24 protein-coding genes are annotated in these 25831 nt (G+C 72.9%); 15 read left to right on the plus strand and 9 right to left on the minus strand.

Features of this window, described 5'->3' with window-relative positions; all coding sequences use genetic code 11:
• Window positions 1-82: 82 nt before the first annotated feature.
• The gene (locus ACIQ1J_RS07845; protein ID WP_403555065.1) at window positions 83-895 is read left to right on the plus strand and encodes an SAM-dependent methyltransferase; all 813 of its coding nucleotides are present in this window, start codon (window positions 83-85) and stop codon (window positions 893-895) included.
• Window positions 892-3036, plus strand: a complete 2145-nt coding sequence (gene rmdA, locus ACIQ1J_RS07850; protein WP_403555067.1) for a cyclic Di-GMP phosphodiesterase RmdA — start codon at window positions 892-894, stop codon at window positions 3034-3036. The genes ACIQ1J_RS07845 and rmdA overlap by 4 nt, the downstream gene beginning before the upstream one ends.
• A gap of 169 nt (window positions 3037-3205) precedes the next feature.
• Here the strand turns inward: rmdA and ACIQ1J_RS07855 are convergent, their stop codons facing one another.
• Window positions 3206-4090, minus strand: coding sequence for a LysR substrate-binding domain-containing protein (locus ACIQ1J_RS07855; protein ID WP_310869804.1), 885 nt, complete (start codon window positions 4088-4090; stop codon window positions 3206-3208).
• Between the two features lie 131 nt (window positions 4091-4221).
• On the opposite strand from ACIQ1J_RS07855, the gene ACIQ1J_RS07860 reads away from it, so the two are divergent.
• From ACIQ1J_RS07860 to ACIQ1J_RS07885, 6 genes are all read left to right on the plus strand, one after another.
• Entirely contained in the window at window positions 4222-4893 is a 672-nt protein-coding gene (locus ACIQ1J_RS07860) for a succinate dehydrogenase (RefSeq protein WP_403555801.1), read from the plus strand.
• A 1-nt stretch (window position 4894) separates the two neighbouring features.
• Complete coding sequence (locus ACIQ1J_RS07865; RefSeq protein WP_403555069.1) at window positions 4895-6844, plus strand: fumarate reductase/succinate dehydrogenase flavoprotein subunit; 1950 nt, start codon at window positions 4895-4897, stop codon at window positions 6842-6844.
• Window positions 6841-7590 (plus strand): succinate dehydrogenase/fumarate reductase iron-sulfur subunit, encoded by a 750-nt coding sequence (locus ACIQ1J_RS07870; RefSeq protein WP_310869802.1) that lies wholly within the window; start codon window positions 6841-6843, stop codon window positions 7588-7590. Before ACIQ1J_RS07865 ends, ACIQ1J_RS07870 begins: the two co-directional genes overlap by 4 nt.
• A gap of 272 nt (window positions 7591-7862) precedes the next feature.
• Window positions 7863-8633, plus strand: coding sequence for a GNAT family N-acetyltransferase (locus ACIQ1J_RS07875; protein WP_210962957.1), 771 nt, complete (start codon window positions 7863-7865; stop codon window positions 8631-8633).
• The gene (locus tag ACIQ1J_RS07880; protein WP_210962956.1) at window positions 8633-9433 is read left to right on the plus strand and encodes a 1-acyl-sn-glycerol-3-phosphate acyltransferase; all 801 of its coding nucleotides are present in this window, start codon (window positions 8633-8635) and stop codon (window positions 9431-9433) included. The genes ACIQ1J_RS07875 and ACIQ1J_RS07880 overlap by 1 nt, the downstream gene beginning before the upstream one ends.
• A gap of 72 nt (window positions 9434-9505) precedes the next feature.
• Window positions 9506-10378 (plus strand): DUF2382 domain-containing protein, encoded by an 873-nt coding sequence (locus ACIQ1J_RS07885; protein WP_403555072.1) that lies wholly within the window; start codon window positions 9506-9508, stop codon window positions 10376-10378.
• 45 nt (window positions 10379-10423) lie between these two features.
• On the opposite strand, the gene ACIQ1J_RS07890 is transcribed toward ACIQ1J_RS07885, so the two are convergent.
• Complete coding sequence (locus tag ACIQ1J_RS07890) at window positions 10424-12781, minus strand: ATP-binding cassette domain-containing protein (RefSeq protein WP_403555074.1); 2358 nt, start codon at window positions 12779-12781, stop codon at window positions 10424-10426.
• A 63-nt stretch (window positions 12782-12844) separates the two neighbouring features.
• Window positions 12845-13864, minus strand: coding sequence for an LLM class flavin-dependent oxidoreductase (locus ACIQ1J_RS07895; RefSeq protein ID WP_403555076.1), 1020 nt, complete (start codon window positions 13862-13864; stop codon window positions 12845-12847).
• Window positions 13865-13922: 58 nt separating this feature from the next.
• Here ACIQ1J_RS07895 and ACIQ1J_RS07900 point away from each other — a divergent pair, with 58 nt between their 5' ends.
• The gene (locus ACIQ1J_RS07900) at window positions 13923-14414 is read left to right on the plus strand and encodes a hypothetical protein (protein ID WP_403555078.1); all 492 of its coding nucleotides are present in this window, start codon (window positions 13923-13925) and stop codon (window positions 14412-14414) included.
• A 162-nt stretch (window positions 14415-14576) separates the two neighbouring features.
• Here the strand turns inward: ACIQ1J_RS07900 and ACIQ1J_RS07905 are convergent, their stop codons facing one another.
• Window positions 14577-14792 (minus strand): dodecin, encoded by a 216-nt coding sequence (locus ACIQ1J_RS07905; protein ID WP_121745613.1) that lies wholly within the window; start codon window positions 14790-14792, stop codon window positions 14577-14579.
• Between the two features lie 252 nt (window positions 14793-15044).
• Between ACIQ1J_RS07905 and ACIQ1J_RS07910 the strand changes: the two genes are divergently transcribed.
• Window positions 15045-16307 (plus strand): extracellular solute-binding protein, encoded by a 1263-nt coding sequence (locus ACIQ1J_RS07910; RefSeq protein ID WP_403555081.1) that lies wholly within the window; start codon window positions 15045-15047, stop codon window positions 16305-16307.
• A 56-nt stretch (window positions 16308-16363) separates the two neighbouring features.
• On the opposite strand, the gene egtD is transcribed toward ACIQ1J_RS07910, so the two are convergent.
• The 4 genes from egtD to egtA are packed head-to-tail and all read right to left on the minus strand — an operon-like array spanning window position 16364 to window position 20797.
• Window positions 16364-17326: an L-histidine N(alpha)-methyltransferase gene (gene egtD, locus ACIQ1J_RS07915; RefSeq protein WP_403555083.1), complete on the minus strand. Its 963-nt coding sequence runs from the start codon at window positions 17324-17326 to the stop codon at window positions 16364-16366.
• Window positions 17323-18123, minus strand: a complete 801-nt coding sequence (gene egtC, locus ACIQ1J_RS07920) for an ergothioneine biosynthesis protein EgtC (protein WP_403555085.1) — start codon at window positions 18121-18123, stop codon at window positions 17323-17325. The genes egtD and egtC overlap by 4 nt, the downstream gene beginning before the upstream one ends.
• Window positions 18123-19499 carry an ergothioneine biosynthesis protein EgtB gene (gene egtB, locus ACIQ1J_RS07925; RefSeq protein WP_403555087.1) on the minus strand — a complete coding sequence of 459 codons (1377 nt, stop codon included), beginning with the start codon at window positions 19497-19499 and terminating at the stop codon, window positions 18123-18125. Before egtB ends, egtC begins: the two co-directional genes overlap by 1 nt.
• Complete coding sequence (egtA, locus tag ACIQ1J_RS07930) at window positions 19496-20797, minus strand: ergothioneine biosynthesis glutamate--cysteine ligase EgtA (protein WP_403555088.1); 1302 nt, start codon at window positions 20795-20797, stop codon at window positions 19496-19498. The genes egtB and egtA overlap by 4 nt, the downstream gene beginning before the upstream one ends.
• A 287-nt stretch (window positions 20798-21084) precedes the next feature.
• On the opposite strand from egtA, the gene ACIQ1J_RS07935 reads away from it, so the two are divergent.
• Window positions 21085-21939 (plus strand): TIGR02452 family protein, encoded by an 855-nt coding sequence (locus ACIQ1J_RS07935; RefSeq protein ID WP_403555089.1) that lies wholly within the window; start codon window positions 21085-21087, stop codon window positions 21937-21939.
• Here ACIQ1J_RS07935 and ACIQ1J_RS07940 read toward each other — a convergent pair.
• A complete protein-coding gene (locus ACIQ1J_RS07940; protein ID WP_210962946.1) occupies window positions 21924-22388 on the minus strand; it encodes a type II toxin-antitoxin system PemK/MazF family toxin in 465 nt (154 codons plus the stop codon). The two genes, ACIQ1J_RS07935 and ACIQ1J_RS07940, sit on opposite strands and share 16 nt — an antisense overlap.
• A gap of 199 nt (window positions 22389-22587) precedes the next feature.
• Here ACIQ1J_RS07940 and ACIQ1J_RS07945 point away from each other — a divergent pair, with 199 nt between their 5' ends.
• From ACIQ1J_RS07945 to ACIQ1J_RS07960, 4 genes are all read left to right on the plus strand, one after another.
• Window positions 22588-23478 (plus strand): NAD(P)-dependent oxidoreductase, encoded by an 891-nt coding sequence (locus ACIQ1J_RS07945; protein WP_403555091.1) that lies wholly within the window; start codon window positions 22588-22590, stop codon window positions 23476-23478.
• A gap of 135 nt (window positions 23479-23613) precedes the next feature.
• Window positions 23614-24039, plus strand: coding sequence for a PPOX class F420-dependent oxidoreductase (locus tag ACIQ1J_RS07950; protein WP_210962944.1), 426 nt, complete (start codon window positions 23614-23616; stop codon window positions 24037-24039).
• Window positions 24040-24185: 146 nt separating this feature from the next.
• Window positions 24186-24614 carry a VOC family protein gene (locus ACIQ1J_RS07955; protein ID WP_403555092.1) on the plus strand — a complete coding sequence of 143 codons (429 nt, stop codon included), beginning with the start codon at window positions 24186-24188 and terminating at the stop codon, window positions 24612-24614.
• 103 nt (window positions 24615-24717) lie between these two features.
• The gene (locus ACIQ1J_RS07960; protein WP_403555093.1) at window positions 24718-25797 is read left to right on the plus strand and encodes a hypothetical protein; all 1080 of its coding nucleotides are present in this window, start codon (window positions 24718-24720) and stop codon (window positions 25795-25797) included.
• Window positions 25798-25831 lie beyond the last annotated feature (34 nt).

Below are 25831 nucleotides of genomic sequence, written 5' to 3' on the forward strand. Positions count from 1 at the left end.
ATTTCCGTTTGGGCTCGCCCGTTTGGCAGGCGATCAGTAGCCTCAGCTCGAACACCGGATCGCCAATGCCTTGGAGAGCTAGATGGAGCGTCCCGCCTGGGCCCCTCGCAGCATCGACATCTCGGTGCCCAGCGTGTCCCGGATCTACGACTTCTACCTGGGCGGTTCGCACAACTTCGAGGTCGACCGGGAAGCGGCCCGCAGGGCCATGGAGTTCATGCCGGGCCTCCCCAAGATCATGCAGGCGAACCGGGCGTTCATGCGCCGCGCCGTGCGCTTCGCGGCCGACGAGGGCATCGACCAGTTCCTGGACGTCGGTTCCGGCATCCCCACCTTCGGCAACGTCCACGAGGTGGCCGCACGCAGCCGCCCCGGCGCCCGCGTCGTGTACGTCGACCACGACCCGGTGGCGGTCGCGCACAGCGAGGCCGTACTGGCGGGCAACGACGACGCGGACGTCGTGGCCGCCGACCTCCTCAAGCCGCGGGAGATCCTCGCCAGCCCCCGGGTGGAGCGGCTGATCGACCTGAATCGGCCGGTGGCCCTGCTGCTGGTTGCCATACTGCACTTCGTGGAAGACGCGGACGACCCGTATGCGGCGGTGGCCGAGCTGAGCGACGCGCTCGCGCCCGGCAGCCTGCTCGTGCTCACGCACGCCTCGTACGAGGGGATCCCGCTGCCCGCCGAGCGGGCCGGGGACGCGGTGGACGTGTACAAGGACATCCGCAATCCGCTGATCATGCGTTCGCGCGAGGAGATCGCGCGGTTCTTCGAGGGGTACGACATGGTGGAGCCCGGTCTGGTTCCGATGCCGCGCTGGCGGCCCGAGGAGGCGCCGGAGGACGAGGACCCGTATACGTTCTCCGGGTTCGCCGGCGTGGGGCGTACGGCGTGATCGCGGAGCCGGACGGGCCGGAGGACAGACTGCGCCGGTTCGCGACGATCTGGAGCCGGGCGGTGTTCCCGGTGACCTCGACATCGTCGACCCGGCCCGAGTTCGAGGAGCAACTGCTGCCGCTGGCCCGCCGGCTGAGCGAGGTGCTGCGGGCGCGGAGCTTCGACGCGGACGAGGCCAGGGCGGTCGGCGCCGCGCTCGTCGACTCCCACTGCACCGACCCCGAGGCGCTCGCCCGGACGCTGGACTGCGTCGACGCCTACTTCGTGCTCTACTGCGGCGAGGAGGGCGACCCCGAGGCCATGCGGGCCCGTTCGGCACGGATGCAGCACGCCATGGCGGCCGGTTTCGCCGCGGCGCTGCGCGCCCGGACCCTCGCCGAACAGGAGGCCATCGCGCAGGCCGCCCTGCGGGCGCAGGGGGTGGTGGCCGAGGCCCTGCACGACAGCGAGGCCCGCTTCCGCGCGGTCTTCGAGGGCGCCGCCATAGGCATCGGCATCGCCGACCTGGACGGAAACGTCCTCCAGGTGAACGGGGCCCTGATGCGCATGTTCGGCATCGCCGACCCGAGGCTGCGCGGTCGCAACGTCAGGGAGTGGTCGCACCCCGACGACGCCCCCCAGACCTGGCGGCTCTACGACGAACTGGTGCGCGGCGAGCGCGAGGCCTACCACCTGGAGAAGGCCTTCTACCGGCCCGACGGAACGGTCCTGTGGACCAACCTGACCGTCTCCCTCCTGCGCGACGCCGACGGCACCCCGCAGTACCAGCTCGCGCTGATGGAGGACACCACCGAACGCCGGCTGCTCAATCTGCGGCTGCGCTACGAGGCCACGCACGACGCGCTCACCGGCCTGCCCAACCGCAGCTTCTTCTTCGAACGTCTGGAGAAGGCCCTCAACGCGGGCCCGGGCCAGCGCTTCGGCCTGTGCTACCTGGACCTCGACGGCTTCAAGACCGTCAACGACAGCCTCGGCCACGCGGCCGGCGACCGGCTGCTCGTGGAGGTCGCCGACCGCCTGCAGTCCTGTGCCACCGCGCCCGGCGAGATGGTCGCCCGGCTCGGCGGCGACGAATTCGTCGCGCTGACCACGGGCCCGGGCACCCGGCACGAGGTCGACGAACTCGCCGGGCGGATCATGAACGCGCTGCTCGCCCCGATCAGCGTCGACGGCCGCGAGCTGACCATGCGCGGCAGCATCGGCATCGTCGAGGGCCCGGCGGGGGAGCGCAGCCCGGCCGAGGTACTGCGCAGCGCCGACATCACCATGTACCGGGCCAAGTCGGCGGGCGGCAACCGCTACGAGCTGGCCGACCCGGAGGCCGACGCCCGCGTCATCACCCGGCACGGCCTGACGACCGCGCTGCCGGCGGCCCTGGAGCGGGGCGAGTTCTTCATCGAGTACCAGCCGCTGGTGCACCTCGGCGACGGCAGCGTGCGCGGCGCCGAGGCCCTGGTGCGCTGGCTGCACCCGCAGCACGGGGTGCTCGGCCCGGACCGGTTCATCCCGCTCGCCGAACACACCGGACTGATCGTGCCGCTGGGCCGCTGGGTGCTGGAGCAGTCGGTGCGCCAGGCCCGCGTCTGGCGGGAGCGGTACGGCGAGGCGACCGCCGCCGGCCCGCTGCGCATCAACGTCAACCTCTCGCCCTGCCAGCTCACCCACCCCGGCCTGGTCCAGGACACCGTCGACATCCTGGAGCGGACCGGGGTGGCGCCCGACGCGCTGTGCCTGGAGGTCACGGAGTCGGCGCTGATCGGCGCCGACGACGACCTGCTCAAGCCGCTGCGCCGGCTGGCCGAGATGGGCGTCGACATCGCCCTGGACGACTTCGGCACGGGCTACTCCAACCTCGCCAACCTGCGCCGCCTCCCGGTGAGCGTCCTCAAGCTCGACCGCTCCTTCACCCAGAGCATGCAGCAGTTCCCGGCCGACCCCGTCGACCTCAAGATCGTCGAGGGCATCGTCGCCCTGGCCCACAGCCTGGACCTGGCGGTCACCGTGGAGGGCGTGGAGACCGGCGCCCAGGCCGAGCAACTGCGCATACTCGGCTGCGACACGGCCCAGGGCTGGTACTACGCCCGCCCGGGCCCACCGGAGCGCCTGCACGACCTGGCTCTGGTGGACGCGACGGCCTGAATCCCCTGGCGCCTTGTCACCGGCGCCGGGGGAGCGGCACACCTCTTCAGGGGCGCGGGACTGTTCCGAAGTGCGGCTCCGCCGCGTGGGCGCGAGCAACCACGACGAGCCCGCAGGCCCGGACAGCGCTGAACGGCAACGGCGCCTCCGGGCCCCCGCGCAGTGATCGTCACCGTTCGAGCAGCATCCGCTGCAACTCCCGAGCCGCCCGGGGCGGAGCCACATCGCTGCGATGGGCCAGCGCGATCGTCCGGTACAACCCCGGCCGAGCCAGCGGAGTGACCCGCAGCCCCCGCCCCGACCGTGCCGCCACCATCCGGGGCACGACCGCCATGCCCAGCCCCGCCCGCACGAACCCCAGCACCGCGTCCATCTCCCCGCCCTCGACCGCGAAGTCCGGCTCGAAGCCCTCCGCGCGGCACGCGGCCACGGTCAGCTCCCGCAGGTCGTACCCGTGCCGGAACATCACCAGCCGCTCGCCCTCCAGGTCGGCGATGCGCACCGCCCGCCGCCCACCGCCCGGCCGGGGCGACTCCGGGGACGACACCACCACCAGGTCCTCCCGCAGCAGCTCCACCGTGGTCAGCGCCGGCGACGCGGTGGGCAGCGGCAGCACCACCAGCGCCAGGTCGAGCGCTCCGCGCGCCAGCTCCCGCACCAGGTCGTGCGAGCCGCCCTCCTCGATCATGAGCTGGATGCCGGGATACCGGTCGTGGAACGCGCGCAGCACGTCCGGCAGCAGGCCGGTGCACAGACTCGGCGTGGCGCCCAGCCGCACCCGCCCGCGTCGCAGCTGCACCAGCTCCAGCACCTCGTGGCGGGCCGTGTCCGCGTCGGCCAGGATGCGCCGGGCCAGCGGCAGCAGGGCCTCCCCGGCGTCGGTGAGCGTGATGTTGCCCCGCGCCCGCAGGAACAGGTCGGCGCCCAGCTCCCGCTCCAGCGCCTTGATCTGCTGGGACAACGACGGCTGGGCCACGTGGACCGTCTCCGCGGCCCGGGTGAAGTGCCGGGTCTCGGCGACCGCCACGAAGTACTGGAGCTGCTGCAACTGCATACCGCGAGCATACGCCGTGGATAGCCACAGCCTATGGAAACGAACCAGACCATGTCTTGGACCGATTGCCCCTTCGCCCCGTAGCGTCCTGTGCCATGGCTCTGGCAACGCGGACGGACCGACGGCCGTCCCTGGCGCGCACCGTGTGGGACTCGACCGTCGGCAAGAAGACAGTGATGGCGATCAGTGGTCTCGTCATGCTGCTCTACCTGGTCGCCCACATGATCGGGAACCTGAAGATCTTCTTCGGGACGAGCGAGTTCAACGAGTACGCCCACTGGCTGCGCACGGTCGGCGAACCGTTCATGCACTACGAGTGGACGCTGTGGCTGATCCGCGTCGTGCTGGTCGTCGCCGTCGTCGCCCACGCCGTCTCCGCGTACCAGCTCAGCCGCCGCGACATCAAGGCGCGGCCCAGCAGGTACGTGCACAAGAAGCCGCGCTCCAGCTACGCGACGCGCACCATGCGCTGGGGCGGGATCATCCTGGCCCTGTTCATCGTCTGGCACATCCTGGACCTGACCACCGGCACCGTGCACTCCGGCGGCTTCGAGACGGGCAAGCCCTACCAGAACGTCGTGGACACCTTCTCCACCTGGTACGGCAACGTCATCTACATCGTCGCGGTGCTCGCCGTCGGCATGCACATCCGGCACGGCTTCTGGAGTGCCGCCCAGACCCTCGGCGCCGGCAGCCGCACCCGCGACCGCGCGCTGAAGACCGTCGCCAACGTCCTCGCGCTGCTGCTCACGGTCGGTTTCGTCGCCGTACCCGTGGGCGTCATGACCGGAGTGGTGAGCTGACATGACAACCTACGCCGACTACACGACCGGTGAGCCGGTCGCCGACACCAAGGCCCCCGCCGGACCCGTCAACGAGCGCTGGGACACCCGCCGTTTCGAGGCCAGGCTGGTCAACCCCGCCAACCGGCGCAAGCAGACGGTCATCGTCGTCGGCACCGGGCTCGCGGGCGGCTCCGCCGGCGCGACCCTCGCCGAACAGGGCTACCGTGTCGTCCAGTTCTGCTACCAGGACTCCCCGCGCCGGGCCCACTCCATCGCCGCGCAGGGCGGCATCAACGCCGCGAAGAACTACCGCAACGACGGCGACTCCATCCACCGCCTGTTCTACGACACCGTCAAGGGCGGCGACTTCCGCTCCCGCGAGTCCAACGTGCACCGCCTCGCCCAGATCTCGGTCGAGATCATCGACCAGTGCGTGGCCCAGGGCGTGCCCTTCGCCCGCGAGTACGGCGGCCTGCTCGACACCCGCTCCTTCGGCGGCGTCCAGGTCTCCCGCACGTTCTACGCCCGGGGCCAGACGGGGCAGCAGTTGCTGCTCGGTGCCTACCAGGCCCTCAGCAGGCAGATCGCGGCCGGCAACATCGAGATGCACCCGCGCACCGAGATGCTCGACCTGATCGTCGTGCACGGCCGGGCGCGCGGCATCGTCGCCCGGGACCTGGTCACCGGGAAGATCGACACGTACTTCGCGGACGCGGTCGTCCTCGCCAGCGGTGGTTACGGCAACGTCTTCTACCTCTCCACCAACGCCATGAACTCCAACGCGACCGCCGTGTGGCGGGCGCACCGGCGCGGCGCCTACTTCGCCAACCCCTGCTTCACGCAGATCCACCCCACCTGCATCCCGCGTACCGGCGACCACCAGTCCAAGCTGACGCTGATGAGCGAGTCGCTCCGCAACGACGGCCGGATCTGGGTGCCGAAGGCCAAGGGCGACGACCGGTCGCCGAACAGGATCCCCGAGGACGAGCGCGACTACTACCTGGAGCGCATCTACCCGTCCTTCGGCAACCTGGTGCCCCGTGACATCGCCTCCCGCGCCGCCAAGAACGTCTGCGACGAGGGCCGGGGCGTCGGCCCCGGCGGCCAGGGCGTGTACCTGGACTTCGCCGACGCCATCAAGCGCATGGGCCGGGGGGCCGTCGAGGCCAAGTACGGCAACCTCTTCGACATGTACCAGCGGATCACCGACGAGGACCCGTACCAGGTACCCATGCGGATCTACCCGGCCGTGCACTACACGATGGGCGGGCTGTGGGTCGACTACGACCTCCAGACCACCGTCCCCGGCCTGTTCGCCGTCGGCGAGGCCAACTTCTCCGACCACGGCGCCAACCGGCTCGGCGCCTCCGCGCTGATGCAGGGCCTGGCCGACGGCTACTTCGTCCTCCCGGCCACCATCAACGACTACCTCGCCCGCAACCCGCACAAGGACGCGGTGGACGACGGCCACCCGGTCGTGCAGGAGGTGCTGGCCGAGACCGAGGACCGGCTCAACCTGCTCCTCTCCGTCGACGGCGACCGCACCCCCGACTCGTTCCACCGGGAACTCGGCGAGCTGATGTGGGAGTTCTGCGGCATGGCCCGTACCGACACCGGGCTCCGCAAGGCCCTGGAGCGCATCCCCCAGATCCGCGAGGAGTTCTGGCGGCGCATCAAGGTCCCCGGCACCGGCGAGGAGTTCAACCAGTCCCTGGAAAAGGCCAACCGCATCGTCGACTACCTGGAACTCGCCGAGCTGATGTGCCTCGACGCGCTGCACCGGGCCGAGTCCTGCGGCGGTCACTTCCGCGAGGAGTCCCAGACTCCCGACGGCGAGGCGGCCCGCCGGGACGACGAGTTCGGGTACGCCGCCGCCTGGGAGTTCACGGGCACGGGCGAGGCCCCGGCCCTGCACAAGGAAGACCTGGTCTTCGAGTACGTCCACCCCACTCAGCGGAGCTACGCATGAAGCTCACCCTGCGCGTCTGGCGGCAGAAGAACGCGGACGCCGACGGCGCCATGTCCACGTACGAGGTGGACGGCATCTCCCGCGACATGTCCTTCTTGGAGATGCTCGACACCCTCAACGAGGAGCTCATCCTCAAGGGCGAGGACCCGGTCGCCTTCGACCACGACTGCCGCGAGGGCATCTGCGGCGCCTGCTCACTGGTCATCAACGGCGACGCCCACGGCCCCGAGCGCACCACCACCTGCCAGCTGCACATGCGGTCCTTCCAGGACGGCGACACCATCGACATCGAGCCGTGGCGGGCGTCCGCCTTCCCGGTCGTGAAGGACCTGGTCGTCGACCGCTCGGCCTTCGACCGGATCATCCAGGCCGGCGGCTACATCAGCGCGCCGACCGGCGCCGCGCCGGAAGCCCACGCCGCCCCGGTGCCCAAGCCGGACGCCGACTTCGCCTTCGAGCACGCCGAGTGCATCGGCTGCGGCGCCTGTGTGGCGGCCTGCCCGAACGGGGCGGCGATGCTGTTCACGTCGGCGAAGGTGAATCACCTGAACGTCCTGCCGCAGGGGGCGCCCGAGCGGGAGACCCGGGTGCTGGACATGGTCGCGCAGATGGACGACGAGGGCTTCGGCGGCTGCACCCTCGCCGGCGAGTGCGCGACGGCGTGCCCCAAGGGCATCCCGCTCTTCTCCATCACCAGCATGAACAAGGAATGGCTGCGGGCCACGCGCAAGGTGGCGAAGCGCTAAGTCCTGTCGTCGCGAGGCAGACGGGAGTTTGACGACAGGGCCTTAGTTCAGGCGGGCCCGGCCGAACGTTCGCCGAGAGGTGCGGACGGACGGGGCCGGGGGAGGTGCTCCCCCCGGCCCCGTCTCGCTTTCGCCCCTGGCATTCAACAGCCCAACATCCACTCTCCCGGCCCAGGTCACGCACCGGCCAACCGGCAGCGGAAGAACAGGTGCGGCGGACCGTACACCGACGGCCCGCCGTCGCCGCCCCTGCCCGTGACCAGGAGAGTGCCATGACCGGCGTACTGACCGCAGACCGCCCCCCGAAGCCCGCCGCACCCCACCGCTACACCGTCGCCCTCGCCCGCGACGAGGAGGACGTGCGGGCCGCGCAGCGGCTGCGGCACGACGTCTTCGCCGGGGAGATGGGCGCCCTGCTGGCGAGCCCACAGCCCGGGAGCGACGTCGACCCCTTCGACGCCTACTGCGACCACCTGCTGGTGCGGGAGGAGACGACCGGGCAGGTCGTCGGCACCTACCGGCTGCTGCCGCCGGAGCGCGCGGCGGTCGCCGGGCGGCTGTACGCGGAGAGCGAGTTCGACCTCGCGGCGCTGGACGCGATCCGTCCCGGGCTCGTCGAGGTCGGCCGCTCCTGTGTGCACCCCGACCACCGCGACGGTGCCGTCATCGGGCTCATCTGGGCCGGCATAGCCCGCTACATGACCGACCACGGCCACGAGTGGCTGGCGGGCTGCTGCTCGATCCCGCTCGCCGACGGCGGCACCCTGGCCGCGGGCACCTGGAACCGGGTGCGGGCCAAGCACCTGGCGCCCGAGGAGTTCCGGGTACGGCCGCTGCTCCCGTGGACCCCGCGCAGCGCGGCGCCCGCCGCCCGCACCGAACTGCCGGCCCTGCTCCGCGGCTACCTGCGCCTCGGTGCCTGGGTCTGCGGGGAACCCGCGCACGACGTGGACTTCGGCGTCGCCGACCTCTACGTGCTGCTGCCGATGAGCCGGGTCGACCCGCGCTATCTGCGGCACTTCCTCTCGCTCGTCCCGGCCTGATGGGCGCCTGGCTGCCCGCCGCGCCCTGCACCCCCGGGGCGTGCGTGGAGCCGTCCCGGGCCGCGGTCGCCGTACCGCGCGCCGTGCTGCGGCTGACCGCGGTCGCCGTTCTGCTGCTGGCGGGCATCGCGCTCGTGCTGACGCCGCTCGGCAGACAGGTGCCCGCGGCGGTGGTGCGACGCTGGTGCCGGTGGATCGTACGGGCCGCGGGCGTCCGGGTCCGCGTCACGGGCGCCGCCTCGCCCGCCGGCGGGCTGCTCCTCGTCGCCAACCACATCTCCTGGCTCGACATCCCGCTGCTCGCCGCCGTGCGCCCCGCGCGGATGCTGGCCAAGAGCGAGATCCGGCGGTGGCCGGTGGCGGGGTCCCTCGCCGCGCGCGGCGGGGTTCTGTTCATCGAGCGGAACCGGCTGCGGGCCCTGCCGGACACGGTCGCCGTGATCGCGCGGGCCCTGCGTGCGGGCGCCGCGGTCGCCGCCTTCCCCGAGGGCAGCACCTGGTGCGGGCGCGCTCAGGGGCCCTTCCGCCGGGCCGTCTTCCAGGCCGCCCTGGACGCCGGGGTGCCCGTCCAGCCGGTCCACATCCGGTACCGGGCCGGGGAGCGGGCGGTGAGCACGGCGCCCGCGTTCGTCGGGGAGGACACCCTGCTCGCCTCCCTGTGGCGGGTGGCGTCGGCGCGCGGGCTGACCGCGGAGGTGGAGGTACGGCCGGTCATCGGGCCGGGCGGCCACGCCGGCCGCCGCTCGCTCGCCCACGCTGCTCAGGGGAAAGCGCCTTCGAAAAGTATGTGGCATTTGTGACGTATGCTCCGTTTTCGCATCTCTGATGCGGACATTCGGAAGGCAGGCACTCCGGAAGGAGGGTGATGCCAGATGATCACCCGTGAAGAGATCGCCAACGTCCTGGACCATCCGGTCTACGACGGTGACGGCAACAAGATCGGCGACGCCAAGCACGTCTTCTTCGACGACATGACCGGTCGCCCCGAGTGGGTGAGCGTGAAGACGGGCATGCTCGGTTCCAACGAGTCCTTCGTGCCCATCCGCGACGCCGCGCTGGTGCAGGACCACCTTGAGGTCCCTTACCGCAAGGACATGGTCAAGGGCGCCCCCAGCGTGGACGTCGACGCGGGCGGACATCTGTCGGAGACCGAGGAGCACCGGCTCTACGACTACTACGGCATCAACTGGGACAGCGTGCTCTCCGAGGCCGAGCGGACCGACGACGGCCGCTGGGCCGCAGGGCCGGGTCCGGCCGGGACGGCCGGAGCCGCCGGAGCCGGCGGTGCTGCCGGTGCGGCCGGTATGGCCGGCAGGCAGGGCGCGGGGGACCGGACGGACATGCGCGCCGACGACGCCATGACCCGCTCCGAGGAGCAGATGCACGTCGGCGTCGAACGGCGCGAGAGCGGCCGGGCCCGGCTGCGCAAGTACGTGGTCACGGAGGAGGTCCAGCAGACCGTTCCGGTGACCCACGAGGAAGTGCGGGTGGAGCGCGAGCCCATCACGGACGCCAACCGCGGCGAGGCGCTCGCCGGTCCGGAGATCAGCGAGGACGAGCACGAGGTCACGCTGCACGAGGAACGACCCGTCGTGGAGACCGAGACGGTGCCGGTCGAGCGCGTCCGGATGACCACCGAGGAGCACACCGAGAACGAGACCGTGCGGGGCCGGGTCCGCAAGGAGCGGATCGAGGCCGAGACGGAGGAGTACACCGACGACGACCTGCGCAAGGGCCGCGAGTAGCCGCCCTGGGTCGTCACCAGGAGGGTCCGCGCCGGTGAAGCGCCGTCACCGGCGCGGGCCGCCGTCCACGGCGCCGTCCAGGGCCCTGGACAGGTACGGCGCGGTGGCGCTCCCGCTCGCCCGCGCCACCTCGGCCGGCGGCCCCGCGGCGACGATCCGCCCGCCCGCCTCGCCGCCGCCCGGCCCCAGGTCGATCACCAGGTCGGCGCCCGCGACCACGGCCATGTCGTGCTCCACGACGACCACCGTGTGCCCGGCGTCGACCAGACCGTGCAACTGGCGCATCAGCACCTCGACATCGGCCGGATGCAGACCGGTCGTCGGCTCGTCGAGGAGATACAGGGTGTGCCGGCGGCGCCCGCGCTGCAACTCGCTCGCCAGCTTGACGCGCTGCGCCTCGCCGCCGGACAGCTCGGTCGCCGGCTGGCCGAGCCGCAGATGGCCCAGCCCGACATCGAGCAGCGCGGCCAGGCTGCGCGCCACCGCCGGCGTGTCCGCGAAGAACCCCGCCGCCTCCTCCACCGTCAGGTCCAGCACACCGGCGATGTTCCGTCCCCGGTACGCCACTTCGAGAGTCTCTGGGTGGTAGCGCGCCCCGCCGCAGTCCGGGCACGGCGCGTACGTACTCGGCAGGAACAGCAGCTCGACGCTGACGAACCCCTCGCCCTGGCAGGTCTCGCAGCGTCCACCGGGGACGTTGAAGGAGAAGCGGCCGACGCCGTAGCCCCTCTTCCGCGCCTCGTCGGTGGCCGCGAACACCTTGCGTACGACGTCGAAGAGGCCCGTGTAAGTGGCCAGGTTGGAACGCGGGGTGCGTCCGATCGGCCGCTGGTCGACGGAGACCAGACGACCCACTCCCGGCAGGTCCTCGGTGATCGCGCCGACGAGCGTCGACTTCCCCGAACCGGACACGCCCGTCACCGCGGTGAGCACACCGAGCGGGAACTCGGCCGTCACCCCGCGCAGGTTGTGCCGGGTGACCGGACCGACCGTCAGTGCGCCCCGCGGGGTCCGGACCTCACGGACCGGAGCGGGGGAGCGGTCGAAGAGGTGGCGGGCCGTGGCGGACTCCCCGACGTCGGCCAGCCCGGGGACCGGGCCGCTGTACAGCACCCGCCCGCCGTGCTCGCCCGCCCGCGGGCCCACGTCCACGATCCAGTCGGCGCCGCGCACCACGCCGAGGTGGTGCTCCACCACGAACACCGAGTTGCCGGCCGCCTTCAGCCGTTCCAGCACCGTCAGCAGCGCCTCGGTGTCCGCCGGGTGCAGCCCCGCGGACGGCTCGTCCAGGACGTACACGACCCCGAACAGCCCGGAGCGCAGCTGTGTCGCCAGCCGCAGCCGCTGCAGCTCGCCCGCCGACAGGGTGGGCGCCGGGCGGTCGAGGCTCAGGTAGCCGAGCCCCAGCTCGGCGACGGGCGCGATGCGGGAGGTGAGGTCCCCGGTGAGTACCCGGGCCGTCTCGCCGCCGGTCGGCAGCGCGTCCACCAGTTCCGTGAGCGGGAGTGCGGCCAGCTCGGCGATGGTGCGACCGCCGACGGTCACCGCCATGGCCTCGGGCCGCAGCCTGCCACCGCCGCAGACCGGGCAGGGCGCACTGGTGAGGAAGCGCTCCGCCTTCGCCCGCAGCGTCGCGCTCCTGGAGTCCGAGAACGTTTTCATCACATACCGCCGGGCGCTCGTGTACGTGCCCTGGTACGGCCGCTGGATGCGGCCGGCGTCCCGCACGGGGTGCACCGTGACCACCGGCTGCTCGTCCGTGAACAGGATCCACTCCCGCTGCCCGGCCGGCAGCTCGCGCCAGGGACGGTCCACGTCGTACCCCAGCGCGTCGAGGACGTCCCGCAGGTTCTTGCCCTGCCAGGCGCCCGGCCACGCCGAGATCGCGCCGTCCCGGATCGAGAGGGACGGGTCCGGAACCAGCAGCTCCTCGGTCGTGCGGTGCACCCGGCCGAGCCCGTGGCACTCCGGGCAGGCCCCTGCCGCCGTGTTCGGTGAGAAGGCGTCGGAGTCGAGCCGCGGCGCGCCCGGCGGGTAGTCGCCGGCCCGGGAGAACAGCATTCGCAGGGAGTTGGAGAGGTTGGTGACCGTGCCGACCGAGGAACGGGACGTGGGTGCCGAGCGGCGCTGCTGGAGCGACACGGCGGGCGGCAGCCCGGTGATCTCGCCGACCTTCGGGGCGCCGACCTGGTGGATGAGCCTCCGGGCGTACGGCGCGACCGACTCGAAGTAGCGCCGCTGCGCCTCCGCGTAGAGCGTCCCGAACGCGAGTGACGACTTCCCCGACCCCGACACACCGGTGAACACGGCCACCACGTCGCGCGGAATGTCCACGTCCACGCTCTTGAGGTTGTGCTCACGGGCGTCGCGCACCCGGACGTACGGGTCGTGGGGGCTGTGCATCGCGGGGAACTCCGTACGGTCTTCGACGACGGCCGGTGGGCCGGTGGGACAAACCCCGCGATTCTACGCCGGAGCGGTGGCCGCCCCGGCGCCGACGACGCGGGCGAGCCGCCCGTAGGAGTCCAGCAGCGCCTCGCGGTCGTACGTGCTCGTGGTCACCAGGACCTCCTGTGCGCCCGTGTCCGCGAGGAGCGACTCCAGCTCGTCGGCGACCTGTTCCTCGGTGCCCGCGATGTGGCCGGTGAGACCGGAGTCGTAGAGATCCCGTTCCTTGGCCGTCATCGTCCGGGCCTCGACCTCCTCGGCCGGGGGCAGGGGAGGGAAGGAGCCCCGGGTGCGGGCGTGGGTCATGGACCAGGCCTCCGGGACCAGGAGCCGCCGGGCCGCCTCGGGCGTGCCGGCCACGGCGACGGTGCCGGAGACCACGACGTAGGGCTCCCGGCTCCACTCGGAGGGGCGGAACCGGGCGCGGTAGCGGTCGATGCCGCGGCGCATCCGGTCGCGGTCGCGCAGGTCCCCGATGACCATCGGCAGGCCCGCCCGGGCGGCGACGGCCGCGCCCTCGCCCATGGCCAGCACGAACGGCGGGACGGCCAGCCCCTCCGCCGGGCGGGCGTGCGCTCCGGTCGGCGAGGTGCCCCGGAACCAGCCCAGCAGCTCCGCCAGTTGGGCGTCGAAGTCCTCGGCGTCGTCCTTGTCCCGGCCCAGCGCCCTGCGTACGCCGTCGGTGAAGCCGACCGAGCGGCCGAGTCCCATGTCTATCCGGCCGGGGAAGAGCGACTCCAGGACGCCGAACTGCTCGGCGACGACCAGGGGCCGGTGGTTGGGGAGCATCACGCCGCCGGTGCCGACCCGGATGCGCCGGGTGGCACCGGCGACGGCGGCGGCCAGCACGGTCGGCGCCGAGCCGGCCACTCCGGGCACGCCGTGGTGCTCCGACACCCAGAACCGGTGGTAGCCGAGCCGCTCGGCCTCCCGCGCCAGCTCCACGGTGTCGTGAAGAGCCTGCGCGCCGGTGTGGCCCTCGCGGATGCGGGAGCGGTCGAGGACGGAGAAGCGGGTCTTCGCGATCACTGGGCTCACACCGTCTTCAACGCCCGGGAGGCGTCAGGATTCCCGGCACGGCGCTTAGGGTGGGCGGGTGACCGACAGCAGGAAGCCCGCGGTGGCCGTCTTCGACCTGGACAACACCCTCGCCGACACCGCGCACCGGCAGCGGTTCCTGGAGCGGCGGCCGCGCGACTGGGACGCCTTCTTCGCCGCCGCGCCGCACGATCCGCCGCTCACGGAGGGCATCGCACTGGTGCGGGAGAGCGCCGAGGAGTGCACGATCGTCTACCTGACCGGGCGGCCGGAGCGCTGCCGGCGCGACACGCTCGACTGGCTGACCGCCCACGGCCTGCCCGACGGGCCCGTGCACATGCGCGGCAACGCCGACCGCCGGCCCGCCCGGCGCACCAAGCTGGAGATCCTGCGGCGGCTCGCCCGTACCCACGAGGTCCGGGTCCTCGTGGACGACGACGAGCTGGTGTGCGACGACGCCGAAGGGGCCGGATTCACCGTCGTCCGGGCACGCTGGGCGGCCCGGTCGGCCGAGCTGCGCGAGGCGCAGGAGCGCGAAGGGCGTACCTGACCGTCATGGCGAGCCTCTGACCCCTGACCCCTGAGCCCTGGCCCCTGACCCCTGGCCCCTGACCCCTGGCCCCTGACCCCTGACCCCTGGCCCCTGAGCCCTGAGCCCTGGCCCTTGAGCCCTGGCCCCTGAGCCCCTCGGCCCTGTGGGCTCCCGGGGCCGTCAGTCGGACTCCTCCAGGCGGAAGCCGAGCTTGAGGCCGACCTGCCAGTGCGCGACCTCCCCTTCCTCGATCTGGCCGCGCACCTGGGTCACCTCGAACCAGTCCAGGTTGCGCAGGGTCTGCGAGGCGCGGGTGATGCCGTTGCGGACGGCCTGGTCGACGCCGTCGGGCGAGGTGCCGACGATCTCGGTGACCCGGTAGGTGTGGTTCGACATGCGGGTGCTCCCTTCCGCGGGGCAGCGGTGTGTCGTGCGTCACTCCACCGTGCCCCAGGCCGCGGCGGAGCGCGAGGCGTCGGGGGTCCGGCAGGGTAACCGCCCGTCACCCCTTGACCTCCGCATTGGTCCATACCAAAATCCCAGACACCCGTTCGAGCTTCGAGCTCGTCCCCCACGTCGGGTCTCCCTTCGCGTGCGCAGGACCTCCCTGTCCGCTCCGCCCCTGTCCGTCAGACAGAAGGACCCCTCGTGAGACGTCGCCTGCTCGCCCTTGTCTGTGTGTCCGCCTCCCTGCTCAGCGGCTGCGGCCTGATCTCGCAGGACGGCGGGGCAGAGCGGCGCACCGTCACCGTGTGGCTGATGAAGGACAGTGCCTCGCAGGACTTCCTGCGGCGGTTCACCGAGGAGTTCCAGCGGGAGAACCCGGACCTCGACCTCGACGTCCGGATCCAGAGCTGGACCGGGATCGGCGACAAGGTGCAGACCGCGCTCAAGACCGACGGCGCGGACGGGCCCGACGTCATCGAGGTCGGCAACACCCAGGTCCCGCAGTACGCGGAGGGCGGCCGGCTGCAGGACCTCACGCTGGAGTCGATGCGCGACTGGGGCATCCGCGACTGGCTGCCCGGCCTCGCCGAACCGGGGCAGTGGATGTCCCAGCAGTTCGGCATCCCCTGGTACGCCGCCAACCGCGTGGTCATCTACCGCAAGGACCTGTTCGAGCAGGCCGGCGTCACCGAGCCGCCCCGCACCCGTGAGGAGTGGCTCACCGTCTCCGAGAAGCTCGACTCGGGCGGTGACCAGGGCATCTACCTGGCCGGACAGGACTGGTACACGCTCTCCGGCTTCATCTGGGACGAGGGCGGTGAGTTGGCCACGCAGGAGGGCGGCACCTGGGCGGGCGCCCTGGACTCGGAGGCCGCCCTGCGCGGCATGGACTTCTACCGTGAGCTGCAGGCCCTGGGTGAGGGTCCGCTGGACGCCGACGAGGAGCACCCGCCGCAGGCCGGCGTGTTCGCGAGGGGGCAGGTGGCGCAGATCGTCGCGGTGCCGGGGCTCGCCCAGTCCATCGTGCGCGAGAACCCCGAACTCGATGGCAAGCTGGGCTTCTTCCCCGTGCCCGGCAAGAAGGCCGGCAAGCCGGGCGCCGTCTTCACCGGCGGCTCCGACCTCGTCGTCCCGAAGAACACCGACGAACGGGAAGGCGCCCTCGCCGTGGTCGAGGCGCTCGTGGGCACCAAGTGGAACACCGATCTGGCCCGCACCATGAACTACGTCCCGAACAAGAAGTCGCTCGCCAAGGCCGTCGCGGACGAGGAGGGGGTCGCCGCCATGGCGGCCGGCGCCGCGCAGGGCCGGGCGACTCCGGGTACGCCCCGGTGGGGCGCGGTCGAGGCGGACAACCCGATCAAGGAATACATGACGAAGGTGCTCACCGGGGAAGACGCGGAGTCGGAGGCCCGCAAGGCCTCCGACCGCATCACCGAACTGCTGGACCTCGACGCGCGCTGACGCGCGCCGCCGCGTCAGCGCACCCGACTCACCGCACGATGCTCACCGCACGAGCCTCATCGCGCCACGCTCAGCGACAGCGCGAAACGGTCCTCGCCGTCCGTCCACCAGTGGGCCAGCTCCAGCCCCGCCGAGGCGAGTTCGGTCCGTACACCGTCCTTCCGGAACTTCGCGGACACCTCGGTCCGCAGCTCCTCCCCGTCCGCGAAGTCCACGGCCAGGTCGAGAGCCTGGACCTTGACCGTCTGCGCGGTGCGCGAGCGCAGCCGCATCTCGATCCACTCCCGTTCGGCGTTCCACAGCGCCACGTGCTCGAAGGCGGCGGGCGCGAAGTCGGCGTCCAGCTCGCGGTTGATCACGGACAGCACGTTCTTGTTGAACGCGGCCGTCACCCCGGCCGCGTCGTCGTACGCCCGGACCAGCACCCGCTCGTCCTTGACCAGGTCCGTGCCCAGCAGCAGGGCGTCGCCCGGGGAGAGCAGCGCGCGGACGGCGGCCAGGAACGCGGCGCGCTCGCCGGGCAGCAGATTGCCGAGCGTGCCGCCGAGGAACGCCACCAGCCGGGGACCCGGCGTCTCGGGCAGCGTCAGCCCGCCGGTGAAGTCGGCGACGAGCGCGTGCACCTGGAGTTCCGGCCGCTCCGCGACGAGCGCCTGACCTGCCTGGGTGAGGGCGCTCTCGCTGACGTCCACCGGCACGTAGCCGCGCAGCCCCGTCAGCGCGTCGAGCAGGAACCGCGTCTTCTCCGAGGAACCGGAACCCAGCTCCACCAGGGTGCGGGCGCCGGTCGCCGCGGCGATCTCGCCGGCCCGGTCGACGAGGATCTCCCGCTCGGCCCGGGTCGGGTAGTACTCGGGCAGCGCGGTGATCTCCTCGAACAGCTCGCTGCCCCGAGCGTCGTAGAACCACTTGGGCGGCAGCCACTTGGGCGTGCTCGTCAGGCCCGCCAGGACGTCGGCGCGCAGGGCGGCGCCGGTGGCGTCCTCGGGCAGCGTGCGGGTGAGACGGAACGGGCTCACGTGCGGGGCTCCTTCGGGGAGACGAAAGCGTCTGCGAGGGCGTGGTCGCCCGGGTCCTTGAGCGGAGTGAGCCGCACGTCCGTGCGGCTCGCCGTGAGCAGGGTGCGGTCGGGGACCTCCTGCCAGCGCGGGTCGTCGTCGTACGGCTCCGAGGCGACCGCCGTGCCGCCGCCGGGGCGGGTCAGGTACCACAGGGTGTCGCCCCAGGTGGTGGCCGTGATGGTGTCGCCGCCCGTGAGCAGCAGGTTGAGCCGGGAGGCGGGGGCGGCCGCCGCGACCTCCAGGACCGTCTCGGCGAGCGCCCGGCCCTCGTCGTCCCCGGCGCGCAGCCGGGCCAGGACCAGCGCCCACACGAGCGCCGAGTCGTTGCGGGCCTCCAGCGACAGCAACTCCTCGGGCGGCAGCGTGCCGGCCACCCGCGCCAGCGAACCGGGCCAGCCCGCCACGGCACCGTTGTGGCTGAACAGCCAGGCCCCCGAGGCGAACGGCGCCGCCGCGGCCTCCGCGTCCGCACCCGACAGCGTCGCGTCCCGCACGGCGGCGAGCAGCGCGCCGGTCCGCACCACCCGGGCCAGGTCGGCGAAGGACTGGTCGGCCCAGATCGGCCCGGCCCGGCGGTACCGGGCCGGCACCGGGTCACCCCCGGCGTACCAGCCGACGCCGAACCCGTCGGCGTTGACCGTGCCGTAGCGCTGGTGCCGGGGCGCCCAGGACTGCCGGTACAGCCCGTGCGGCGGGGCTACGAGAAGCGCCCCGAGAGGTTCCCCGGGGCCCACGTAGGCGAGGTGACGGCACATCAGGCGCCCTCCGCCGACCGGGCGGTGCGGAACCCGGAGAAGATCTGCCGCCGGATCGGATAGTCCCAGTTGCGGAACGTGCCCCGGCAGGCCACCGCGTCCACGGCGAACGAACCGCCGCGCAGCACCTTGTGGTCGGGCCCGAAGAACACCTCCGAGTACTCCTTGTACGGGAACGCCCGGAAACCCGGGTACGGGGCGAAGTCGCTCGACGTCCACTCCCAGACGTCGCCGATCAACTGCCGTATCCCGAGCGGCGACTCACCGGCCGGGTAGCTGCCGGCGGGTGCCGGGCGCAGATGGCGCTGGCCGAGGTTGGCGTGTTCCGGGCCCGGGTCGGCGTCGCCCCACGGGTAGCGGGCGGAGCGGTCGCCGGCCGGGTCGTACCTGGCCGCCTTCTCCCACTCGGCCTCGGTCGGCAGCCGCCGCCCGGCCCAGCGGGCGTACGCGTCCGCCTCGTACCAGCACACGTGCACCACCGGCTCGTCGGGTGGCACCACTTCGGTGACCCCGAAGCGGCGCCGCAGCCACTGCCCGCCGTCGCGGCGCCAGTACAGCGGGGCGGTGACGGAGTGCCGGCGGATGTGGTCCCAGCCCTCCGGAGCCCACCAGCGCGGGTCGTCGTAGCCGCCGTCGTCGATGAACGCCCGGTAGGCGCCGTTGGTCACCGGCGTGGTGTCGAGATGGAACGGCGCCACCTCGCGCCGGTGCGCGGGACGTTCGTTGTCCAGGGCCCACGGCTCGGTCGACGTGCCCATCACGAACGGGCCGCCGGGCACCAGGACCTCGGCCGGGCCGGTGAACAGGGGCACGGGGTCCGGATCCGGGGCGGTGAGGGCCTGCGGGCCCTTGCGGAGCTGGTGCGTGATGAGCATGGTCTCGTCGTGCTGCTGCTCGTGCTGGGCGATCATCCCGAAGGCGAAGCCCGCCTCCGTCAGCCGGGTCCCGTGGAACGCGGTGCTCTCCAGCACGTCCAGCGCCCGGCCGCGCACGTCGGCCGCGTACCGGCGGGCCTCGGCGGGCGACAGCAGCGGCAACTTGGGCCGCTCGGCGCGCGGGTGCTCGAAGGCGTCGTAGAGGCTGTCGATCTCGGGCCGTATCGCCTCCTGCCCGGCGACGGCGCGCAGCAGCCACTGCTCCTCCTGGTTGCCGATGTGCGCGAGGTCCCACACCAGCGGGGACATCAGCGGCGACACCTGGGCGGTCAGGTCGGGGCCCTCCACGCAGCTGGTCAGCAGTGTGGTGCGGTCCCGGGCAGTGACGAGTGTGGCCAGGGCCCGCTCGCGCAGTGTCTCGGCGTCGACGGCCGACTCGCCGGCGGTGGTGGCGGTGTCGGTGGCGGTGTCCATGGCGGTGTCCATGGCGGGGTCGGTCATGGGCGGGTCTCCCTCCCGTGCGGGCCACGGCTCGCGCCGTCCGGCATGTCCAGCAGGTCGTCGGCGGGGCAGCGGCCCCGCTGGACGTAGCGCTCCAGGTACCCGGCGACGGCGTCCGTCACCTCGGCCGTCGCACCGAGCCGGGGCAGGGCGGCGAGCGCCGCGGTGAAGCACGTGACGGCCGCCTCGCGCAGCTCGGGATCGGCGAGGGCGTCGCGGGCCGCGTCCTCGTACAGCGGGTTGTGCGGGGCGGGCAGCCCGAGCGTGCGCTCGGCCAGGGGCTTCACGGCCCGGTAGGCGGTCTCGGCGGCCTCCGGATCGTCGAACAGCGCCGCCGTCACGGCGAGCGGCACCATCCAGCCGTCGTCTCCGGGCTGCGCGTCGATCATGCGCAGCTCCAGGTGGCCGCGCGGCCTGACCGGCGGGAACAGCGTGGTGAGGTGGTAGTCGAGATCCTCCCGGGTCGGCGGTCTCGGCGTCCCGGTCCTGGTCCACTCCCGGAAGGTCATGCCCTCGGGCACCTCCCAGGGCCCGCCGTCGCGGCGGACGCACATCACCGGCGCGTCCAGGACGTGCCGGGTCCAGGCACCGCGCGGGTCGGCGTCCAGCCGGGGACCGCCCGCCCGGCCGGTGCCGATCTGCGCCCAGCGCAGCTGCCGGGTGGACCGCCAGCCGGTGGGCCGGTCACCCGCCAGCGGGGAGTTGGCGAACGCGGCCAGCAGGACCGCGCCCAGCTGATGGGCCAGCCACCAGCGGCGCACATGACCGAGAGGGCCCGGCTCCGCGTGGCCGGCGTCCACGCACACCTGCACGGAGGCCGAGGTGCACATCATGTAGCGGCCGGCGGGACCGGAGCGGTCGAGGCAGGCCTCCATGGCGTCGTAGCGCGGCTGCCGCAGGAAGCGGCGGGGCGCGTGCCAGGGGTCGTGGCCGAGGCCGACGAGGGCGAGACCGTCCTCGCGCAGCACCGCGCGGACGGCGGCGAGGTCGGCGGAGACGGTACCGATGCACTCCATGAGGGAGGCGGCGGGGAGCGAGCTCAGCTCCAGCTGGCCGCCGGGTTCGACGGTCAGCGCCGATCTCAGGGGCACGGTCCGCAGTGCGGAGTAGACCGCTTCGAGCCGTTCGGGTGACACGGGGAGCCGCGGCGCGCGCAGCTCGTGGACGAGCCATTCCACTTCGACACCGAGACGCCTCGGTGGACCGGTCTTGAAGCAGATGCCGTGGACCAGCGCCTCGACCTCGGCTTCGGTGACTGTGGTGCGTGGCCGGGTGCAGCCACTTACCGCATCGGACATGTCGGGATCCTCCTGAGATTCCATCCATGCCGCCGACCCTCTTGCGGTGGGCCGGGTCGGCACACTCGTCCCACCCAAGACCCTCATGTCGCTCCGCACAAGGGTGCATAACGGGACGTTCCAGCTCGGTAATCTCCGCGACCCCTTCGTCTCCGGGGGCTTTCCCCGTCGTACGCCGGTCGGGAAACTCCGTTGCGCCGCACCACAAGCATCACCCAGGATTCCCGCATGAGCACGACGGGGGAGGCCGCGCGGCGCGCGGTCACGGCGTCCACGGGGGTGGCGCCGTGAGCGCGCGCCTGCGGGGCATCGCACAGCGGACGGAACAGATCGTGACGGCAGGGTCCTACCGCGCGCCCGACGGGCGCGAGGTGCCGATCGCGGCGGCGGTCGAGACGGCACGCGACGGTACGCGGATGTACGGGCCCGGGCCGGTCGAGCCCGCCCCCCTGGCCGCGGTGCGGACGGCCTTCGAGGTCACCGGCGAGAGCAGCCTGGAGGCCGCACGCCGCCTCGGCGGCGAGGTCGCCGTCCTCAACTTCGCCTCCGCCCGCAATCCGGGCGGCGGATATCTGAACGGAGCCCAGGCGCAGGAAGAGGCCCTGTGCCGGGCCTCCGCGCTGTACACCTGCCTGCTGCGGGCGCGCGAGTTCTACGATCACCACCGCGCCCACCGCGACCCGTTCTACACGGATCGCGTCGTCCACTCGCCGGCCGTGCCCGTCTTCCGCGACGACCGCGGCCGCCTGCTGGACGAGCCGTACACCGCCGGCTTCCTCACGTCCGCCGCGCCGAACGCGGGCGTGGTACTGCGCACCGCCCCGGATCGGGCCGCCGGGCTGCCCGACGCCCTGGCCGCACGCGCCGAGCGGGTGCTGGAGACGGCCGCGGCCCACGGCTATCGGCGGCTGGTGCTCGGCGCCTGGGGCTGCGGGGTCTTCCGCAACGACCCCGCCCAGGTCGCGGGCGCGTTCCGGGGGCTGCTCGGGCCCGGCGGACGGTTCGCGGCGGCCTTCGAGCGGGTGGCGTTCGGCATCCTGGACCGCACGCCGGGCGGCACGGTCCGGGAGGCGTTCGCGCGTGCCTTCCCGGAGGGGGTCGGCAGCCCCGGGGCGGGCGACCCCGGTCAGCTCCAGCCGTAGCGCTCCCGCAGCCGCTGCCGTACGAGGTCGAACCGCATCCGGTCCAGGGCGCAGGCCTCGCGGCGCATACCGGCGTCGTGCAACCGCAGCACCCGGTCCACGTCGACCCAGGACGCGCGCCCGGAACGGTCCCAGGGACCGCTCCCGATCGGTACCCACTCCCGGTCCCCGTCGTGGCGCTTGCTGGACAACCGCACGGCCAGCAGCGTGCCGGCGGCCTCGCGGGCGACGACGAGCACGGGCCGGTCCTTGCCCCGCCCGTCGTTCTCCTCGTAGGGCACCCACGTCCAGACGATCTCGCCGGGGTCCGGGTCCCCGTCGTGCGCGGGGGAGTACTCGGTACGCACCCCGCCCACGTCCCGGGGATCGGCCTCGGTGGTGGCGGCGGGGCCGTAGCGGCCGGGGACGGCGTCGTCGGCGTCGTCGCTGTCGTCGGTAAAGGCGCTCACGGCCGTACCGTACGGGACGCGCACGCGCGGTCCGCCACATGCCGGCAGGCGTCGCGCAGGCGCCGACGCGGGGGCGGCCACCAGGGCCCGGCCCGTCAGGCCGACCGGCGCCGTCCGCCACCGGATGGCAGGCTGGTCACCGGGGTTCCGCGCCCGGGACCCCGGCCACCGAGCGGAACGAGCACAGGAAGCCGACCTCATGACCGACCAGCTCACCGTGAGCGTCCTGGGCACCGGCATCATGGGTGCCGCGATGGCCCGCAACCTCGCCCGGACCGGGCACACCGTCCGGGCCTGGAACCGCAGCCGGGACAAGGCCGAGCCCCTGGCCGCCGACGGCGCGCACGTCGCGGGCAGTCCCGAGGAGGCGGTGCGGGGCGCCGACGTCGTCCTCACCATGCTGTACGACGGCCCGGCAGCCCTCGACGTCATGCGGCAGGCCGCACCCGGGCTGCGTCCCGGCACCGCGTGGGTCCAGTCGACCACCGCCGGCGTCGACGCGGTCGCCGACCTGGCGGCGTTCGCCCGGGAACACGGCCTCGTCTTCTTCGACGCGCCCGTCCTCGGCACCCGCCAACCCGCCGAGGCCGGACAACTGCTGGTGCTGGCCGCCGGGCCGGCCGACACTCGGGACGTGGTGGCGCCCGTCCTGGATGCCGTCGGCTCCCGCACGGTGTGGACCGGCGAGGACGGCGCCGCCGGCAGCGCCACCCGGCTGAAGCTGGTGGCCAACAGCTGGGTCCTCGCCGCCACCAACGCGGCGGGCGAGGTCCTGGCACTCGCCAAGGCACTGGGCGTGGACCCGGACGGCTTCTTCGACGCCATCGCCGGCGGCCCGCTCGACATGGGCTACCTGCGTGCCAAGACCGCAATGATCCGTGACGGCGCGCTGACGCCGCCCCAGTTCGCGGTCACCACCGCCGCGAAGGACGCCCGGCTGATCGTCGAGGCCGGCGAGGCGAACGGCGTCCGCCTGGACGTGGCCGCCGCCGGCGCGCAACGCCTGGCACGGGCCGCCGCGCAGGGGCACGGTGACGAGGACATGGCGGCGGCGTACTTCGCCAGTTTCGAAGAGAAGCCGTCCGACTGAGCGCACCCTGGGTACCGGGTGTACGAGCAACCCGAACGCCGACACCGCCGACACCGCCGACACCGCCGACACCGCCGACACGGTCTCGGCACCGCCGACACGGTCTCGGCACACACCGAGAACAGAGGAGTCCGCATGTCCAAGCCGCCGCTGCCCTCCGAGGCCGTCGACCTGCTGCGCCGTCCCAACCCGTGCGTCATGGCCACCCTCCGCTCGGACGGCGCTCCCGTCTCCACGCCCACCTGGTACCTGTGGGAGGACGACGGCCGGGTCCTGATCAACCTCGACGAGGGCCGGGTGCGCCTGGGGCACCTGCGCCGCGATCCGCGCGTGACCCTCACCGTCCTCGCGGGCGACGACTGGTACACCCACGTCACTCTCATCGGCCGTGTCAACGAGACCCGCGACGACGAGGACCTCACCGGCATCGACCGCCTCTCCCGGCACTACACGGGCAACCCGTACCCGGACCGGGTCCGTCCCCGGGTCAGTGCCTGGATCGAGGTGGAGCGCTGGCACGGCTGGGGCGCGATGAAGGACAGCGACCAGGCGTCCTCCTGAGAAGCGACCCGAAACCGCGGTGGGTTTCGCCGGGTGTCGACACCTCGCCGCGCCCTGTCTAAGATCTTCGGCGCGGCATCGCGTGCCGGTCACCGTCCGGGTGAGGCATGGAGGCGCCGCGGAGATGCCCGTGGAGGCATTGACCCGTGTCAGTCGAGTTCAACCACACCATCGTCCTCTCCCGGGAGCGGGAGAAGTCCGCTCACTTCCTGGCCGGAATCCTGGGGCTGGAGGTCGGCGAGCCGGCCGGAAAGTTCCTGCCCGTGACGACCGCGAACGGCGTCACCCTCGATTTCGCCACCGTCGACACCGACATCCCCGTGCAGCACTACGCGTTCCTCGTCTCCGAGGGCGAGTTCGACGCGATTCTCGCCCGGCTCGTGGAGGGCGGGATACCCATCCAGGCCGACCCGCAAGGCCGGCACCCGCGCCGGATCAACCGCAACGACGGCGGGCGGGGCGTGTACTTCATCGACCCTTCCGGGCACGCGGTGGAGGCCTTCACCCGCCCTTACGGCAGCGACCCGTCCTCGCCGCTGAACGGCGTCACGGAGGACGTCCCCGGGGCGCGCTGACCGGCGTCCGCACACCGTTGGCCTTCTCTCGTCCGGCCTGTTGTCAGACCTCCTCCGCATACTGGTGGCCTCACAGGGAGCCGGACGCGATCAGGGGGCGGTCATGCGGAGGGTGTACAGCGGTGAACTGGCGGTCGTCCACGGGCGGTTCCACGTGGACAGCCGCCGGGACCCGCACGGTCCCGGACCGTCAGAGGCCTGCGCCGGACAGATCAACGGGCTGTGCGGTGCGGCCGTCCCCGGCTGTCTCCTCCTGGACACCGGCCTGCGTACCGGCAGGGTCGGGCTGACCGTCGAGGTGCACGGGGCCGCCCCGCCGCTCGACGACGGCTGGGAGGACGTGGTGGAGGCGTCCTTCCGGCCCGTCTCCTTCCCGACGGCCGTTCTGCCCTGCGGCCGTGGGGTGTTGTGCGAGGTGGACCTGCCGCCCGCCGACCACCGGGTGCGCTACTGCGCGCGCGGAATGGACCGGAGCGAGGAGACCGGGTTCACCGCGGCCGAGGTCGCCGGGCCGGTCGGTCACTGTCTGCTGCAGTTCTGGCCCGCCCCGCCCGCCGCGGACCGGGTCGTCCGGCAGACCTCACGCAGCGCCGAGGACCGGCACCGGTACGCGCGCAGTCTGCCGCCGTCCCCTTCCGGGGTAGGGACCGCGCGCGAGTGCGCGGAGACCCTGTCCTGGGGCGGTCGGCTGCCCAGCCGGCGAGTGCGGGAGGCCGGCGGCGACGCACGCGGGCTCGTCCCATTGGACCGGGACCTGCTCGACGCCGTCGACGCGGCGTGTCCGGCGACGCAGCGAAGCCTCGCGCGGTGGGCAGCCCACCGGGCCTTCACCGCGGCGGGGCTGGACGACGTCGACTGGATCACGCCGGCGCTGACGGCGCTGGACCGGGGGGAACCCCTGCCCGCCCCGTTCGACGACCCCCAACGGGCCTGGGAACGCTTCTTCACCGACGACCGCACCACCCCCGGCGCGTCGCACGCGTCCGACGGATGCCGTGGCAACCTGCTGCGACAGGCCACGGCCATGCCCGCGCTCCGTGCCGCGGCCCAACCGGACCCGCTGCGCGCAGCGCTCGGCGCCCTCTTCGCCGCCGCGGTCACCCACGGCACCGACTACCCGGCCCTGTTCGCCGAGGCGCGCCGGGAGTTCCCCGCCCTCCGCCGAGGCGTACCGCCGCAGTGACGAGCGACAGGATCGCGACAGGACATGCGCGGGA

Origin of the sequence: Streptomyces sp. NPDC097107 (assembly GCF_044762405.1) — a bacterium.
Lineage (GTDB): Bacteria > Actinomycetota > Actinomycetes > Streptomycetales > Streptomycetaceae > Streptomyces > Streptomyces thinghirensis.